19 protein-coding genes are annotated in these 16,504 nt (G+C 33.5%); all 19 read right to left on the bottom strand.

Features of this window, described 5'->3' with window-relative positions:
- Nucleotides 1-9 precede the first annotated feature (9 nt).
- Complete coding sequence (atpD, locus tag N524_RS0107800) at nt 10-1,422, bottom strand: F0F1 ATP synthase subunit beta (protein ID WP_017636767.1); 1,413 nt, start codon at nt 1,420-1,422, stop codon at nt 10-12.
- Nucleotides 1,423-1,443: 21 nt separating this feature from the next.
- Nucleotides 1,444-2,310, bottom strand: coding sequence for an ATP synthase F1 subunit gamma (atpG, locus tag N524_RS0107795; RefSeq protein ID WP_017636768.1), 867 nt, complete (start codon nt 2,308-2,310; stop codon nt 1,444-1,446).
- A gap of 30 nt (nt 2,311-2,340) precedes the next feature.
- A complete protein-coding gene (gene atpA, locus N524_RS0107790) occupies nt 2,341-3,849 on the bottom strand; it encodes a F0F1 ATP synthase subunit alpha (RefSeq protein WP_017636769.1) in 1,509 nt (502 codons plus the stop codon).
- A 22-nt stretch (nt 3,850-3,871) separates the two neighbouring features.
- Nucleotides 3,872-4,411 (bottom strand): F0F1 ATP synthase subunit delta, encoded by a 540-nt coding sequence (locus N524_RS0107785; RefSeq protein ID WP_017636770.1) that lies wholly within the window; start codon nt 4,409-4,411, stop codon nt 3,872-3,874.
- The gene (locus N524_RS0107780; protein WP_017636771.1) at nt 4,411-4,932 is read right to left on the bottom strand and encodes a F0F1 ATP synthase subunit B; all 522 of its coding nucleotides are present in this window, start codon (nt 4,930-4,932) and stop codon (nt 4,411-4,413) included. Before N524_RS0107780 ends, N524_RS0107785 begins: the two co-directional genes overlap by 1 nt.
- 95 nt (nt 4,933-5,027) lie before the next feature.
- On the bottom strand, nt 5,028-5,240 hold the full coding sequence (gene atpE, locus N524_RS0107775; protein ID WP_001048816.1) for a F0F1 ATP synthase subunit C: 213 nt from the start codon (nt 5,238-5,240) through the stop codon (nt 5,028-5,030).
- Between the two features lie 39 nt (nt 5,241-5,279).
- Nucleotides 5,280-6,008 (bottom strand): F0F1 ATP synthase subunit A, encoded by a 729-nt coding sequence (gene atpB / locus N524_RS0107770; protein WP_017636772.1) that lies wholly within the window; start codon nt 6,006-6,008, stop codon nt 5,280-5,282.
- Nucleotides 6,009-6,033: 25 nt separating this feature from the next.
- Nucleotides 6,034-6,384, bottom strand: a complete 351-nt coding sequence (locus N524_RS13200) for an ATP synthase subunit I (RefSeq protein WP_081581205.1) — start codon at nt 6,382-6,384, stop codon at nt 6,034-6,036.
- Nucleotides 6,385-6,545: 161 nt separating this feature from the next.
- Complete coding sequence (gene wecB / locus N524_RS0107765) at nt 6,546-7,682, bottom strand: non-hydrolyzing UDP-N-acetylglucosamine 2-epimerase (RefSeq protein ID WP_029056182.1); 1,137 nt, start codon at nt 7,680-7,682, stop codon at nt 6,546-6,548.
- 25 nt (nt 7,683-7,707) lie between these two features.
- Nucleotides 7,708-8,337 (bottom strand): uracil phosphoribosyltransferase, encoded by a 630-nt coding sequence (upp, locus tag N524_RS0107760; RefSeq protein WP_029056181.1) that lies wholly within the window; start codon nt 8,335-8,337, stop codon nt 7,708-7,710.
- A gap of 36 nt (nt 8,338-8,373) precedes the next feature.
- A complete protein-coding gene (gene glyA / locus N524_RS0107755) occupies nt 8,374-9,612 on the bottom strand; it encodes a serine hydroxymethyltransferase (protein ID WP_029056180.1) in 1,239 nt (412 codons plus the stop codon).
- A gap of 22 nt (nt 9,613-9,634) precedes the next feature.
- Nucleotides 9,635-10,159 carry a TIGR01440 family protein gene (locus N524_RS0107750; RefSeq protein ID WP_017636776.1) on the bottom strand — a complete coding sequence of 175 codons (525 nt, stop codon included), beginning with the start codon at nt 10,157-10,159 and terminating at the stop codon, nt 9,635-9,637.
- A gap of 91 nt (nt 10,160-10,250) precedes the next feature.
- Nucleotides 10,251-10,697 carry a low molecular weight protein arginine phosphatase gene (locus N524_RS0107745; protein ID WP_029056179.1) on the bottom strand — a complete coding sequence of 149 codons (447 nt, stop codon included), beginning with the start codon at nt 10,695-10,697 and terminating at the stop codon, nt 10,251-10,253.
- The gene (locus tag N524_RS0107740) at nt 10,694-11,737 is read right to left on the bottom strand and encodes an L-threonylcarbamoyladenylate synthase (protein WP_029056178.1); all 1,044 of its coding nucleotides are present in this window, start codon (nt 11,735-11,737) and stop codon (nt 10,694-10,696) included. Before N524_RS0107740 ends, N524_RS0107745 begins: the two co-directional genes overlap by 4 nt.
- Before the next feature lie 205 nt (nt 11,738-11,942).
- The gene (gene prmC / locus N524_RS0107735; protein ID WP_029056177.1) at nt 11,943-12,779 is read right to left on the bottom strand and encodes a peptide chain release factor N(5)-glutamine methyltransferase; all 837 of its coding nucleotides are present in this window, start codon (nt 12,777-12,779) and stop codon (nt 11,943-11,945) included.
- Nucleotides 12,766-13,842: a peptide chain release factor 1 gene (gene prfA / locus N524_RS0107730; RefSeq protein WP_029056176.1), complete on the bottom strand. Its 1,077-nt coding sequence runs from the start codon at nt 13,840-13,842 to the stop codon at nt 12,766-12,768. The genes prmC and prfA overlap by 14 nt, the downstream gene beginning before the upstream one ends.
- The gene (locus N524_RS0107725) at nt 13,842-14,441 is read right to left on the bottom strand and encodes a thymidine kinase (protein ID WP_017636781.1); all 600 of its coding nucleotides are present in this window, start codon (nt 14,439-14,441) and stop codon (nt 13,842-13,844) included. Before N524_RS0107725 ends, prfA begins: the two co-directional genes overlap by 1 nt.
- A 291-nt stretch (nt 14,442-14,732) precedes the next feature.
- Nucleotides 14,733-14,990, bottom strand: coding sequence for a type B 50S ribosomal protein L31 (locus N524_RS0107720; RefSeq protein ID WP_017636782.1), 258 nt, complete (start codon nt 14,988-14,990; stop codon nt 14,733-14,735).
- Between the two features lie 112 nt (nt 14,991-15,102).
- Entirely contained in the window at nt 15,103-16,419 is a 1,317-nt protein-coding gene (rho, locus tag N524_RS0107715) for a transcription termination factor Rho (protein ID WP_017636783.1), read from the bottom strand.
- Nucleotides 16,420-16,504: the final 85 nt, after the last annotated feature.

Genomic DNA, 16,504 nt, shown 5'->3' with positions numbered 1-16,504 from the left:
TCCTAATTATTAGACTTCAACACCCATGTCTTTAGCCTTCGCAATTACATCTTGCATGCTACCTACTAAACGGAATGCATCTTCAGGAATATGATCATATTTACCTTCTAAGATATCTTTGAAATCAGCTACAGTTGTTTTAACTGGAACATAAGATCCTTTTTGACCAGTAAATTGTTCAGCAACGTGGAAGTTTTGTGATAAGAAGAATTGAATTCTACGTGCACGTTCTACTGTTTGTCTATCTTCTTCAGATAATTCATCCATACCTAGAATCGCAATAATATCTTGTAATTCTCTGTATTTTTGTAATGTAGATTGTACATCACGTGCAACTTCATAATGCTCTTGTCCAACTATTGAAGGTTCTAATGCTCTAGAAGTTGAAGCTAATGGGTCAACAGCTGGGTAGATACCCATTTCTGTTAATTTACGCTCTAAGTTTGTAGTTGAATCTAAGTGAGCAAATGCTGTTGCTGGTGCTGGGTCAGTATAGTCATCGGCTGGTACGAACACTGCTTGAATAGATGTTACAGAGCCTTTATTTGTAGACGTAATACGTTCTTGTAATTGACCCATTTCTGTAGCAAGTGTAGGTTGGTAACCAACGGCTGAAGGCATACGACCTAATAACGCTGATACCTCTGAACCTGCTTGCGTAAATCTGAAAATGTTATCAATGAATAATAAAACGTCTTGTCCTTGTTCATCACGGAAGTATTCTGCCATTGTTAAACCAGATAAAGCAACACGCATACGTGCGCCAGGTGGTTCGTTCATTTGACCAAATACCATTGCTGTTTTCTTAATTACGCCACTATCGCTCATTTCATAGTATAAATCATTACCTTCACGAGTTCGTTCACCAACACCGGCGAATACTGAAATACCACCATGTTCTTGAGCAATATTGTTAATTAATTCTTGAATTAATACTGTTTTACCTACTCCGGCACCACCGAATAATCCAACTTTACCACCTTTAATGTAAGGTGCTAATAAATCTACAACTTTAATACCTGTTTCAAGAATTTCTACTTCAGTAGATAATTCATCAAATCCAGGTGATTGTCTATGAATAGGATCACGACGAACTGAATCATCAAGTTTTTCTTCTAAGTCAATCGTGTCACCTAGTACGTTAAACACTCTTCCTAGTGTTTCGTCACCAACAGGTACACTAATGTCTTTACCTGTATCTTTAACATCCATGCCTCTTTGAACACCATCAGTTGAATCCATTGCGATTGTACGAACAACGTCATCACCTAATTGTAGTGCAACTTCTAGTGTTAAGCTAACTGTTCCTTCTTCTTTTGGAACTTCAATAATAAGGGCATTATTAATATCAGGGACTTCGTTATGTTCAAAACGAACATCAATGACAGGACCCATAACTTGAGTTACACGGCCAATTCCCATGCTATTTTCCTCCTTTTAATTTTATTCAAGTGCTGCCGAACCACCAACAATTTCAGTGATTTGTTGTGTGATTGCTGCTTGTCTAGCTCTGTTATATTCTAATGATAAGTCATCAATAAGTTCTGTAGCATTATCAGAAGCATTTTTCATTGCAGTCATACGTGACGCATGCTCACTTGCTTTAGCATCTAAAATCGTACCATATATTAAACTTTCAACATATTGCGGTAAGATGACGCTTAAGATAGATTCTTTATCGGGTTCAAATTCATATGTAGACATATGACCATGACCTTGACTTGAATCTTCTTGAGATAATGGAAGAACCTTTTTAGTAGTAGGTTTATTTTCTAATACACTGACATAATGACTATAGTAAATATTCAATTCATCAATATTTTCTTCACTATATAAATCAATTGCGTGTTTTGCTAGCGCTTGAACAGATTTAAATGAAGGTTGGTCTGGTAGTTCAACTAATGAATTTTCTATTTCGTAGCCTCGTGTTTTAAGGAAGTCAACACCTTGTTGACCTAAAACAACAATGCTATATTCACTACTATCATTATGCTTTTCTTTGATGTCACTTATTAATTTTTTAAGAACGTTGGCACTATAAGCACCCGCTAATCCTTTATCACTTGTTATGACAAGATAACCACTACGTTTTACATCTCTTTGACGAAGCATAGGATGGTTTGAATTCTTGTTAGAACCAGCTACTGCTGTAATAGCATCTTGCATTTTATCCATATAAGGCTTGAATTGTTTAGTATTGTTTTCAGCTCTACGTAATTTAGAACTTGAAACCATGTTCATCGCCTTAGTGATTTGTTTCATCTTTTTGGTTGATTTTATACGTGTATCTATTTCTTTTAGAGAAGCCACTATCTCACCACCTTTAATTACTATTCTTTATTATTCTGATTTACTAAAGCTTTTTTTGAATTCGGTAATTGCAGAATCAAATTTATCAGCATCTGGTAAAGCACCAGTTTCTCTGATTTCAGAAAGTAATTCTGTCGCATTTGAAGCTGCCCAGTGGTTTAATTCATCCTCAAAACGAGTAATATCTTCAACAGGAATATCGTCTAAATATCCTTTAGTTAATGCAAAGATAATTAATACTTGGTTTTCTACAGGAAGTGGTTTATTTTGATCTTGTTTTAAGATTTCAACAGTACGTTTACCACGTTCTAATTTTTTAGCTGTGAATTCATCTAAATCAGAACCAAATTGAGCAAATGATTCTAATTCTCTATAAGAAGCAAGGTCTAAACGTAAAGTACCTGCTACTTTTTTCATCGCTTTAATTTGAGCAGAACCACCAACACGTGATACTGATTGTCCAGCGTTAATCGCAGGTCTTACACCTGAGAAGAATAAATCAGATTGTAAGAAAATTTGTCCATCAGTAATTGAAATAACGTTTGTTGGAACATAAGCTGAAATGTCTCCTGCTTGAGTTTCAATGATTGGTAACGCAGTAATAGATCCGCCACCTAAATCATCATTTAACTTAGCTGCTCTTTCAAGTAATCTACTATGTAGATAGAACACATCACCAGGGTATGCTTCACGGCCTGGAGGTCTACGTAATAATAATGAAAGTTCACGATAAGCTGATGCTTGTTTAGTTAAATCATCATAAACGATTAAAACATGTTTACCGTTAAACATGAACTCTTCGCCCATTGTTACACCTGAATATGGCGCGATATATAATAATGGCGCTGGTTCAGCTGCTGATGCAGATACAACGATTGTATAATCTAAAGCGCCAGCTTGTCTTAATTTTTCTACATTGGCTCTTACAGTTGAATCTTTTTGACCAATAGCTACATAGATACAAATTGTATCTTCATTTTTTTGGTTTAAGATTGTATCAATTGCAACAGTTGTTTTACCTGTTTGACGGTCACCAATGATTAACTCACGTTGACCACGTCCAATTGGCACTAATGCATCGATAGCTTTAATACCAGTTTGTAATGGTTCATCAACTGATTTACGATCCATTACTCCAGTTGCTTTTTTCTCAACTGGTCTTGTTTTTGTTGCGTTGATAGGACCTTGTCCATCGATAGGTTGACCTAATGGATTTACTACTCGTCCAATTAGTTCGTCACCTACAGGTACTTCCATAATACGTCCTGTACGTTTAACTTCGTCACCTTCACTAATATCTGTGTATGGTCCTAAGATAACCACACCAACATTAGATTCTTCAAGGTTTTGTGCTAAACCGAGCACGCCGTTTTGGAATTCTACTAGCTCACCAGCCATAACGTCATTTAATCCGTGAATTAATGCGATACCATCACCAATTTGTAATACTGTACCAACATCTGTTACGGACATTTCTGACTCATAATTCTCAATTTGTGAGCGAAGTAATGCACTGATTTCTTCAGCTTTTATGGCCATCTATGTCACTCCTCTTTATTAATTAGTTTGCTCTTTTAAATTTACGTTGTAATTGAATAAGATCATTTTTAACACTGCCATCCATAACAGTCGTGCCGACCTTAACTCTAAAACCACCAATTAAATCTTGATTAATTTTAGTACTAACAATTACTTTAGATAAGTTTGTTTGTTGTTTAACTAGTTCAACGATTTTTGATATTTCTTCATCATTTAAATCATATGTTGATTCTATTAATGCGAAATCTTGATTGTTATGTTGATTATACTGTGATTGAAAAGCTTTAAAGACATCTTCAATGTGTGAAAGATGACGATTTTCCGCTAGCACTTTCAACATATTAACAATGTACTGATTAGCATTACCATAAACCTCTCCTACAAAGTTTTGACGCTTTTGTAATGTAAGTTTAGGATTGCTATCAATGGCTTTTAAATCATTAATGTAATCGAATGAAGAATGACTAATTGTTTCTAATTCTTCATAAATGCTATCCAATTGATTTGTATCTGCAGAAACATCAAACAATGCCTTTGCGTATTTGTCAGCGATTTTTGTCATTATTTATCGCCTGCCTCTTTTAGATACTTTTCAACTAATTCTTTTTGATCTTGCTCTGAAATTTCTTTTCTAAGAACTTTAGAAGCAATAAGAACTGATAATTCAGATACTTGGTTATTAATATCTGCAATGGCACGTTCTTTTTGACTATTAATTTCACTTTGAGCAGTTTCAATCATGCCATTAGCTCTAACGTTTGCTTCATGAATGATTTCTTCATGTTGTTTACGTGCTTGAACTTTCGCATCTTCTAGAATTTTTTGAACTTCATCTTGAGTTTCTTTAAGTGTCTGTTTATTTTCTTCTTCAAGTTTTTGTGCATTTAATTTAGCTTGTTCCGCATCGTCGATATCTTTGTTGATATCACGTTCACGTTTATCCATTATTTCTTTTAATGGACCCCAAGCAAATTTTTTTAATAACGCTAATAGGACAATAAAAGTAAAAATTTGAACTATTACTGTGCCCCATTCAACGCCTGAAGCTGCACCGATAACGAACATATTAGCTGTTGCAGTCACGGGATCATGACACTCCTTTCGTCAAAATAATCATTAAGCAATAAAAAATAAAACGAACGGCGAGAGTCTATTAGACTTCGCCTTAAATAAATGTCTTATCCAGCAAATGTCATGAATGCAATTACAACACCGATGATAGGTAAAGCCTCAACTAAACCAACACCAATGAACATAATACCCATTAATTGACCACGAGCTTCTGGTTGACGTGCTACACCTTCTACTGTTCTAGATACGATAAGACCGTTACCGATACCTGCACCTAATGCTGATAAACCAATTGCGATTGCCGCTGCGATTAAATTCATAATAAATTTTCCTCCTAAGATTGTATATAATTTTTAAATTTAGTGTCCATCTGCCACTTTGTGTGACATGTAAACCATTGAAAGCATAATGAAGATATATGCTTGTATTGTACCTACAAAGATTGAGAATCCTTGCCAAACAATTAAACCAGGTATACTAATTATCCAACCCCATGCTGGTTCTTGGAAGAATAATCCAGCTAATAAGCTTAGTAATAGTTCACCTGCAAAGATATTACCATATAAACGTAGTCCAAGTGTTAATGTTGAAGTAAACTCTTCAAACACGTTTATAATTGCAAGTGGCCAAAACGGTTGAACATAACCTTTGAAATAATTCTTTGTACCACGCATTTTAATACCATAATAATGTGTTAATAGAATAACAGTAGTTGACAATGTCAATGTAACTGTTGCATCTGCGGTAGGTGATTTCCACCATAAGTAGTGATCTTTAGTTACTATTGCAAATGGTAAACCTAACATATTAGAAATGAAGATGTATAAAATTAATGTCACTGCTAAGAAGTGAAAATGTCCACCTTTTTTCCATGCCATATTACCTTCGATGATGCCTCTAACAAAGTCAAAAACCCATTCAATAAAGTTCTGTTTACCAGTTGGTCGTTTCTTTAAATTACGTGTACAAATAATTGCTAGTAAAAAAACGAGAACTGCTGTAATTAACACCATCATTACACTTGCCATGTTAAATACAAGGTCAAAACCGAAAATATCCAAACTTACTTTCGGGTCTTTATGATCCATATTCTCACCTCTTTCGTTTTAAATTTTACTCCCTATTAAGTAGAGGGCGACAGATGATTACGATATAAGAAATCATTAGCCCTATTAACACCCCAATGATATTGATGTGATCTTTAAAGAAAAACCATATTATACACACGACAATAGCCACTAAATATCTCCACATATTTCCTGTTGATATATGGTTTGACTCAGCTTTTTGTGCATGAAATAAATAGATCTCAAAGATGTATGTATTAACTAAAGATCCACATGTACCAATAATCAAACCTAATAAAAAAGGATGGGGTGAAAAGAGATACAATATACCTAATAATATCAATAAATAGAGATAATATTGTATATATTGTTTGAAAATGATGTAGAAACGACCCATTTGTTTGCCTCCGAGTGTCTTATACAATCATGTAAACCGTTCCACTCATACAATCTAAATGATAATATAGCGCCTACAACGGTGTCAATTCTATTCAAATTGTTGTTGAATTTTAAGCTAAAATTGTCACAAATTAGCCACATTTAAACGGTATACATCTTTTATTGTTTAAAATCTTTTGGTTTTTCACTTATTAAATCAAAATAATATTTGATATGATTTACAATTCTATTAGAAGCGCTTCCATCTCCATATGGATTATTTGCCTCACTCATACTCTTGTAAAGGTTTTTATCTTCTAACAATTTTTTGGTTTCTTTATAGACATTATTCATCGAAGTACCAACTACTTTTAATGTACCAGCTTCAACACCTTCAGGTCTCTCAGTATTATCTCTTAATACTAATACTGGTTTGTGTAATGAAGGGGCTTCTTCTTGAATCCCTCCAGAGTCTGTCAAAATGAGATGCGCTTGTTTAGCAAAATTGTGAAAATCTAAAACATCTAAAGGTTCAATAAGTTCTATTCTGTCATGTTTGCCTAAAATATGTTGTGCAATATCACGAACTTTAGGATTCATATGCACTGGATAAACAACTACGAGTGACTCATCTTCATCTACAAGCTTTCTAACAGCTTTAAAAATATGTTCCATTGGTTCACCAATGTTTTCGCGACGATGTGCAGTTAATAACAATATTCTTTTATTCTTATGTCTATTTAAAATGTCAGAATGATAATCGTCATTAACTGTATAATTTAATGCGTCAATCGCTGTATTACCAGTTACCACAACTGAGTTTATATCCTTACCTTCGTCAAGCAAATGTTTCCTAGCATTGAAAGTCGGTGCAAAATGAATGTCAGTTAGTACGCCTACCATTTGTCTATTCATTTCTTCTGGATAAGGTGAATATTTATCATAACTTCGTAATCCAGCCTCAACGTGACCTATTGGTACTTGATTATAAAACGCTGCTAGACTTCCTGAAAATGTAGTCGCTGTATCTCCGTGTACCAATACCATATTAGGTTTAACATGTTTGATGATAGATTCCAGTTCAATCATTGATTTTGAAGTTATTTCTGAAAGTGTCTGTCCTTCTTTCATAATATTCAAATCATAATCAGGAACAATATCAAACGTTTTTAATACAGCGTCTAGCATTTCTCTATGTTGAGCTGTAACAACCACGCATACTTCCAACTGCTCATCGTTTTCAATTGCTTTAACTAGTGGCGCCATTTTAATAGCTTCCGGCCTAGTTCCAAATATAGTCATAATTTTTTTCTTCAAACGTATCTATCTCCGTTTTCAATATCTATTTCGTACCGAATAATCGATCTCCTGCGTCACCTAATCCAGGTGTAATATAAGCTTTGTCATTAAGTTTCTCATCTAAAGCTGCAATATAAATATCAACATCATCATGAGCTTCTTTCATTTTTTCAACACCTTCTGGGGCAGCAATTAAGCACATGAAACGAATATTTTTAGCACCTTTGTTTTTCAATGAAGTAATAGCTTCAATTGCAGATGCTCCTGTTGCCAACATCGGATCCACAACGATGATTTCTCGTTCATCAATATCTTGAGGCATTTTAGAGAAGTATTCTACTGCTTTAAGTGTTTCAGGATCACGATATAAACCGATGTGCCCTACTCTTGCTGCAGGAATTAAACTTAAAATACCTTCAGTCATGCCTAGTCCAGCTCTTAAAATAGGTACAATTGCTAATTTTTTACCTGCTAAGCGTTTAGCTGTCATTTTAGTTACTGGAGTTTCAATTTCAACATCTTGTAACTCTAGATCTCTTGTAACTTCGTATGCCATAAGCATACCAACTTCATCTACTAGTTCTCTAAACTCTTTAGTTCCAGTACGAGCATCACGAATGTAACTCAATTTGTGTTGAATTAATGGATGATCAAATACATGTACTTTACTCATTTTCATTTCCTCCAATATTCTGTATATCCTTGTATTTTATTGATATAAAGGATATTTTTCAGTTAACGCTAAAACACGCGTTTTTGCTTCTTTTAATTTAGCTTCATCTTCATGATTGTTTAAAGCTAAACCAATAATTTTTGCTACTTCTTCAAATGCTTTTTCATCAAAACCACGAGTAGTGGCTGCTGGTGTTCCTAATCTAATACCACTTGTAACAAATGGCTTTTCTTGATCAAATGGAATAGTATTTTTATTGCAAGTAATGCCAACGCTATCAAGTGTTTCTTCTGCAACTTTACCAGTAATATTTACAGAGCCTTTAACGTCTACAGCTACTAAGTGATTATCTGTACCACCTGAAACGATTCTAAATCCTTCTTTTGAAAGGGTATCCGCTAATGTTTGTGCATTTTTAATCACTTGCTTTTGATAAACTTTAAAATTATTGTCTAAAGCTTCACCAAATGCTACTGCTTTTGCTGCAATAACATGTTCTAAAGGACCACCTTGAATACCAGGGAAAATCGTTTTATCTATTGCCTTTTTGTATTCTTCTTTACATAAAATCATGCCACCACGTGGTCCACGTAATGTTTTATGTGTTGTTGTAGTAACAAAGTCAGCATATTCAACTGGGTTTTGGTGTAAACCTGCAGCGACTAAACCAGCAATATGAGCCATATCCACCATTAATTTAGCGCCAACTTCATCAGCTATTTCTTTAAATTTTTTGAAATCAATTTGACGTGAATAAGCAGATGCACCTGCGACAATTAATTTAGGTTTATGTTCAATTGCTAATCTACGTACTTCGTCATAATTAATAAGTTCTGTATCTTTATCTACACCATATTCGACAAAATTATAAGATTTACCACTAAAATTAACTGGTGAACCATGAGTTAAATGACCACCGTGACTTAAATTCATGCCTAAAACAGTATCTCCATATTCTAATGCTACTAAATAAACTGCCATATTAGCTTGAGAACCAGAGTGAGGCTGAACATTAACATGTTCTGCTCCAAATAATGCTTTAGCACGGTCGATTGCTACTGATTCTGTAACGTCTACAAATTCACAGCCACCATAATAACGACGGCCTGGATAACCTTCCGCATATTTATTAGTTAATACAGATCCTTGTGCTTCCATAACAGCTTCTGAAACAAAGTTTTCAGATGCAATTAACTCAATATTATTATTTTGTCGATTAAACTCTTTCTCAATAGCTTCAAAAATCACTTTATCTTGCTTTTCGATGTAAGACATATAATCCCCTTCTTTCAACTAATTAATTATATTTTGCACGTTCGCCACCAATTTTTTTAGGTCTTGATGTAGCAATAGTAACGATTGCTTCCCCCACTTGCTTAATACTAGTTCTAACTGGCACACAAACATGTTTAATGTGCATGCCTATTAATGTTTGACCAATATCTATACCTTTCGGAACTGAAATATGTTCAACAACAACTGGGTCTTCCATATGTTGATATGCGTATGTAGCTAAGCTACCACCTGCATGAACATCTGGTACAACTGTAACTTCTTCCATTGTTAGTGGATTAAAATCGGATCTTTCAATAGTGATTGCTCTATTAATATGCTCACACCCTTGAAATGCGAATGAAACACCTGTCTGTTGTTTCACTTTTTCTAACTCTTTAAATATTGATTCAGCCACTTCCATTGATCCAACAGAACCAATTCGCTGACCAATAACTTCAGAAGTTGAACAACCAATCAAGCATATCTCATTTTCATTAAAAAAGGACATTGCTTTTAATTCGTCTAACAACATTGAAAAATCTTGCATTTGAAACCCACCCCCTAAAAAAATAAAAAGGAACATAGCAAAATTGCTATACTCCCTTATTATAACGTATTTAAAGCGTAACATATACTAATTATATATAATTCTCTAACAGAACTTTTGGGTCGATTTTCATAATTAAGTCATAAATTTGGTTAAATGTTTGTTGATAAGTAAACTTGTCTCCACCATAAGGATCATAAATATCATCTACTTCCCCTACAAATTCACTCAAAGTAAATACATTTGGAAGAGCATCAGTACCATATTGAGACAATATAATGTCCTTATGCGATTTAGACATTGTTAGAATAATATTAGCATCTATATCTTCTCTAGAAAAACTCTGTGTTAATGAAGGTTGAGGCAAATCATTTTCATTTAATATTTCTTCAGATAACTTTGAAATAGGTTGTTGTTCCATAGCAAATATGCCTCTTGACTCAATGGTAATGTCTAATTTATTAAAAACTGATTGTGCAATACTTTCAGCCATGGGACTACGACAAGTATTACCAGTACATACAAATATTAATTTCATAAAGACACCTCATTAACAATTTGATTTCCAGCAGCTTTTAACATTCTATTCATGATAGCTTCAGTGTTATCATTTTTTTCAAAACCAAAAATATATGCTTGAACAATATCATTCCGCTGATCTATATCATGTAAAATACTATATAATAAATGATTTGCTTGTTTGATATCATCTTTATCTTCACATAATTTAATAAAAATAGATTCTTTAGGTAAATAATGACTTAAACTTTTTGGAACAACGAAAGCTGTTTGATTCCATTTATCATTATCCGGAATTTTCTGGCTTAATCCTTCTAGAATAGTTACCGGAGTATCTGGTGAATAATGTTTATATTTCATACCAGGAGCAATAGGTTTAGCACTTTCATTAAAATCTGATTGTGCAATACTATGAGGTATAATTGTTTCAATCATAGATTGTGTAACTGATCCTGGACGTGCAATTCTAAAAGGATACTGTGTACAATCTAATACAGTACTTTCTAATCCTTCTTCACTTTGGTCACCATTTATAATGCCATCAATTCTTCCATTTAAATCATTAAACACATGATCAAAGGTTGTAGGAGATGGTCTACCACTAATATTTGCACTTGGTGCAGCTATAGGCTTATTAATTAATTGTAATAAACCCCTACCAATCAAGTGGCTAGGCATTCTTACAGCAATAGAATTTAGTTCACCTGTTACTTTTTCACATAAATATCCTGATTTTAGAGGTAAGATAAATGATATAGGTCCCGGCCAAAAAGCATCCATTAATTGTCGTACTTTTGGGTCTAACTTATCAATGAAACGATCCATTTGAGAAATATCATGTATGTGTACAATTAACGGATTATCTGATGGTCTTCCTTTAGCTTGATATATTTTACTAACCGCTTCTTGATTAGTAGCATCAGCACCTAAACCATATACTGTCTCTGTTGGTAGTGCTACAAGACCACCATTTAACACGACATCTTTGATCTCTTTAATATATGGATATTCTTCGATATTTTTACTATATTCTCTCAAATCCCATATCTTAGTTTCCAATTTCAAATCACACCTCTTTCCCATAGTTAAATTAAAAATAAAAAGGAGTGGGATAGCTTTATGTCTTTCATTTTATACATGAAAGAATGCTCATTCCCACCCCATTGATAACAAAGTTTATTATACATCAAATTTCGATTAACCTTGCAGATTCATATTAAAACAAATAAAAATAACAACGATTCTTATCTATTATCACTTTTATTTACCATTTTATTTCTAAAATTCTATCAAGTTGATTGATATCTTGATAAACTGCTACTTCTTTATCAGGATACATGTTATGAACGATTTCTTTTAAATTTTGCCCTTGGTTATAGCCAATTTCAAAAACAACATGTGCCTTTGGAAGTAACACTTTAGGTAAATCTTCTAATATAGACTTATAAATCGCATAACCTTCACTTTTAGCAAATAAAGCTTGATGCGGTTCATAATCGACAACTGTTTTAGACATATCTTTTACATCTTTCACATCGATGTATGGTGGATTAGAAATAAGGCCGTTTAGTTTAATGTTTTGTTCAATCAACGGTTTTAAAGCATTTCCCTGCATTAAATTAATATACACATCAAATTGTTCTGAGTTACTGCGTGCTACATCTAATGCATCCTCATATAAATCTGTAGCGATAACTTTTAAAGAAGGCTTTAACATTTTCAAACTAATGGCTATAACACCACTACCAGTACCAATATCAGCTATAGTATCGTCATTTTGACATAAATTTAAAAAGTGTAGCATGACTTCTTCTGTTTCTGGTCTTGGGATTAAACATTGATCAGAAACTTTAAAACGTTGTCCATAAAATGATTGAAAACCAACAATATATTGTATTGGTTCACCTAATAACATCCTTTGTAAATTCAATCCGAATTTAGCTTTATCAGCCTCAGACATCTCATCATTCATATGTATGAGATAATCTGTTCGTGTCCAATTAAATGTATCTAATAATAACCACTCAGCTCGTGTCTGTTCAAAACCCTTCTCTTTTGCTAAAGAAATAGCGTTTGCCAAATAATCTTTATAACTCACCATTGTTTAATTCTTTCAATTTATCTGTTTGTTCAGACAATGTTAAAGCATCAATAACTTCATCTAAATTTCCTTCCATGATTTGACTTAATTTTTGTAAAGTTAAGCCAATTCTATGGTCAGTTACACGGCTTTGAGGATAGTTATATGTTCTGATACGTTCTGAACGATCTCCTGTACCTACTGCTGATTTTCTTTGTGAAGCATATTTTTGTTGTTCTTCTTGTAACTTCATGTCATATAATCTTGCTTTTAATACTTTTAAAGCTTTTTCTCTGTTTTGTATTTGTGATTTTTCTGAAGAAGTAGCTATAATACCTGTTGGTAAGTGAGTAATACGTACTGCTGAATCGGTAGTATTGACGTGTTGTCCACCTGCACCACTAGAACGATACGTATCAATTTTCAAATCTTCATTTCTAACTTCAATTTCAACATCTTCTACTTCTGGCAATACTGCAACGGTTGCTGTGGAAGTATGAATTCTACCACCTGATTCTGTTTCAGGTACACGTTGAACACGGTGTGCGCCATTTTCAAATTTTAATTTACTATACGCATCATTACCTGATACTGAAAAACTAACTTCTTTATAACCGCCATGATCACTTTCAGAAGCTTCAACAATTTCAGTTTTGAAGTTATGCATTTCTGCGTACTTAGAATACATTCTCATTAAATCACCAGCAAAAATTGCCGCTTCATCCCCACCAGCTGCTGCTCTAATCTCAACGATAACATCTTTCTCATCATTAGGGTCTTTAGGAATTAGTAATAATTTAAGTTGTTCTTCCATTTCTGGTAATTCATTTTTCAATGTTGCACTTTCTTCTTTTAACATTTCAACTTCTTCTTTATCCGAAGTTTCATTCAACATTTCTTCAATATCACTTAATTCTTCTTTTTTGCTTTTGTAGCTTCTGTAAACATCTACAGTTTTTTGTAAATCTGCTTGTTCTTTAGAATATTTACGTAATTTATCTGAATCATTAACGACATCAGGGTCACTTAACATTTCATTTAATTGTTCATATCTTTCCTCTACAATTTCTAATTGATCAAACACTACATTTCCTCCTTCTCATTTTCACTTGGAGCCACTATGTGATGTGCTCTACATCTAGGTTCGTAACTTTCATTTGCACCGACTAGAATTATTGGATCATCTGCTTTAGCCGGTTGCCCATCTATAAGTCTTTGTGTTCTACTTGAAGGGCTACCACATACTGCACAAACAGCTTGTAATTTAGTCACGTGCTCACTTAAAGATAATAATTTAGGTATAGGTTCAAAGGGTTCTCCTCTAAAATCCATATCTAATCCGGCTACAATAACCCTGTGACCATTATCTGCAAGTTGTTGTATGATACTTACAATATTTTCATCGAAAAATTGAACTTCATCAATCCCTATAACATCTACGTGTGATACATCATGAATGAGTATTTCTCTAGCTGTTGCAATATTGATTGCTTCAATAGCATTTCCATTATGTGAAACTACCTTTTCTTTATGATAACGATCATCTATAGCTGGTTTAAAAACAATGACTTTCTGTTTAGCATAAATACCTCGTCTTAAACGACGAATAAGTTCTTCTGATTTACCACTAAACATACTTCCGGTAATACATTCGATCCATCCGGAATGATAAGTTTCATACATTAAACGTTCCACCTTTTTTCAAAACATAATCGCTTAATTATATCATATTTTGAAATTTCATAAATGCTATTTTAACAATTGATTCGTTAAATCATTTTTGAAAATTTGCTTATAACTTATTTACTGGACTGGCTTATTTAAATGTTATATTAACAATCATACTTTTTCACTCACTTTAAGTTATATATTAATTACGGTAAAAATGCATTATTAACATGATTGATTTCTCACTATAAAATAAAAAAACTGCCTACAAATCCATTACAATGGCGTAGACAGTCTAAACTTAAATTAGTTATTATTTGATTTAAGACCAAATTTTTTGTTGAAGCGTTCCACACGACCATCCGCAGCAGCGAATTTTTGACGTCCAGTATAGAATGGATGTGAATCAGAAGAAATATCTAAACGAATAACTGGGTATTCATTTCCATCTTCCCACTCCATTGTTTCTGAAGATGTTTTAGTAGAACCACTTAAAAATTTAAAATCTGTAGTAGTATCTAAAAAGATAACTTTATGATACTCAGGATGAATTCCTTGTTTCATTGTTTTCAGCTCCTTTGCCCTGAACCATCTGGAACAGAGTTATTTGTGAGTTTTTTACCCAATACTGTGTAATTATAATAGTATTTAATGTAAAACGCAACCCTTTGTAACATTAAATAATAGGTTTACCTGTTTTCGTACTTTCTTCAGCTGATTTTTGTAATTGTTCAAAGAAATCTTTATTATTTTTTGAACGTTTTAACTTACGAATAAATCTTTCTGTAAAATCAGTAGAATCAGTAAATAGATTTCGAAGTTGCCATAATGTATCTAGTTCTGCTTTGCTAATTAATAATTCTTCTTTACGAGTTGAGCTTCTACCAATATCAATGGCAGGGAAAATACGACGTTCAGATAATTTACGGTCTAGATGTAATTCCATATTTCCAGTTCCTTTGAACTCTTCATAAATCATATCGTCCATTCGTGAACCTGTATCTACTAGTGCTGTAGCTAAAATAGTTAAACTACCACCCGCTTCGATATTTCTAGCTGCACCAAAAAAGGCTTTAGGTTTGTGTAGTGAAGCTGGATCAAGACCACCAGATAAAGTACGACCACTTGGAGGAATAACTAAGTTATAAGCTCTAGCTAAACGTGTGATAGAATCCATTAAAATAATAACATCTTCACCAATTTCTACTAGACGCTTTGCTCTTTCTAATAATAGCTCTGCAACTTTAACATGATGTTGAGGTGGTTCATCAAACGTTGAATGTACAACTTCTGCAGATTCTACAGAACGTTCAATATCTGTAACCTCTTCGGGTCTTTCACCTACTAATAAAACAAATAATTTAGCATCTGGTTTATTTGTAATAATTGCGTTAGCTATTTCTTTTAGTAAGGATGTTTTACCAGCTTTTGGTGGCGCTACAATAAGACCACGTTGACCTAAACCAATAGGCGTAACTAAATCCATAATTCGTGTGGAATAATTCTTAGGTTCTGTTTCTAGTAAAATTCTTTCATCTGGATACAAAGGCGTCAACGCTTGGAAGTGAGGACGTTTTTTTACTTCTTCAGCATTATGATCGTTTACAAAGTCGACCTGTAACAAACCATAATATTTTTCATTATCTTTTGGCTTACGGACTTTTCCTGTTACTTTATCGCCTCTTTTTATTTCAAATCGACGAATTTGACTTGCTGAAATGTAGATGTCTTTTTCACCCTTAGAATAGTTTACAGTTCTTAAGAAACCATAACCATCGGGTTGGATATCATCTAAAATACCCTCCATATAATAATTGCCATCTTTCTCCATTTGAGCTTCCATGATAGCTAGTACAAGTTCTTTCTTATTTAATTTGCTGTAATTAGTTAATTTTAAAGATTTCGCTTTTTGAGTGAGTTCTTTTGTAGTGTTGTTCTTGTATAGTTCGTGGAAAGATTCATATTGAGGAGATGTTCGTTCTCTTTCAGGCATAGACTTGCACCCATTTCCTTATTTTTTGTGGTAAAAAGATGATGATAGAACAGTGAACGAAAATGATTTCAAAGTTTTTCGTTAA

This window comes from Staphylococcus sp. URHA0057 (genome assembly GCF_000620265.1).
GTDB lineage: Bacteria > Bacillota > Bacilli > Staphylococcales > Staphylococcaceae > Staphylococcus > Staphylococcus pasteuri.
This window is presented reverse-complemented; position numbering and strand designations above follow the sequence as displayed.

Bases quoted from the DNA above. Each gene is read 5' to 3' on its own strand.
- rho (WP_017636783.1), bottom strand. From the start codon at position 16,419: ATGCCTGAAAGAGAACGAACATCTCCTCAATATGAATCTTTCCACGAA.
- glyA (WP_029056180.1), bottom strand. From the start codon at position 9,612: ATGTCTTACATCGAAAAGCAAGATAAAGTGATTTTTGAAGCTATTGAG.
- N524_RS0107725 (WP_017636781.1), bottom strand. From the start codon at position 14,441: ATGTATGAAACTTATCATTCCGGATGGATCGAATGTATTACCGGAAGT.
- N524_RS0107785 (WP_017636770.1), bottom strand. From the start codon at position 4,411: ATGACAAAAATCGCTGACAAATACGCAAAGGCATTGTTTGATGTTTCT.
- N524_RS0107745 (WP_029056179.1), bottom strand. From the start codon at position 10,697: ATGAAATTAATATTTGTATGTACTGGTAATACTTGTCGTAGTCCCATG.
- atpA (WP_017636769.1), bottom strand. From the start codon at position 3,849: ATGGCCATAAAAGCTGAAGAAATCAGTGCATTACTTCGCTCACAAATT.
- atpD (WP_017636767.1), bottom strand. From the start codon at position 1,422: ATGGGAATTGGCCGTGTAACTCAAGTTATGGGTCCTGTCATTGATGTT.
- N524_RS0107720 (WP_017636782.1), bottom strand. From the start codon at position 14,990: ATGAAACAAGGAATTCATCCTGAGTATCATAAAGTTATCTTTTTAGAT.
- upp (WP_029056181.1), bottom strand. From the start codon at position 8,337: ATGAGTAAAGTACATGTATTTGATCATCCATTAATTCAACACAAATTG.
- atpE (WP_001048816.1), bottom strand. From the start codon at position 5,240: ATGAATTTAATCGCAGCGGCAATCGCAATTGGTTTATCAGCATTAGGT.
- N524_RS13200 (WP_081581205.1), bottom strand. From the start codon at position 6,384: ATGGGTCGTTTCTACATCATTTTCAAACAATATATACAATATTATCTC.
- prmC (WP_029056177.1), bottom strand. From the start codon at position 12,779: ATGGTGAGTTATAAAGATTATTTGGCAAACGCTATTTCTTTAGCAAAA.
- N524_RS0107750 (WP_017636776.1), bottom strand. From the start codon at position 10,159: ATGCAAGATTTTTCAATGTTGTTAGACGAATTAAAAGCAATGTCCTTT.
- atpB (WP_017636772.1), bottom strand. From the start codon at position 6,008: ATGGATCATAAAGACCCGAAAGTAAGTTTGGATATTTTCGGTTTTGAC.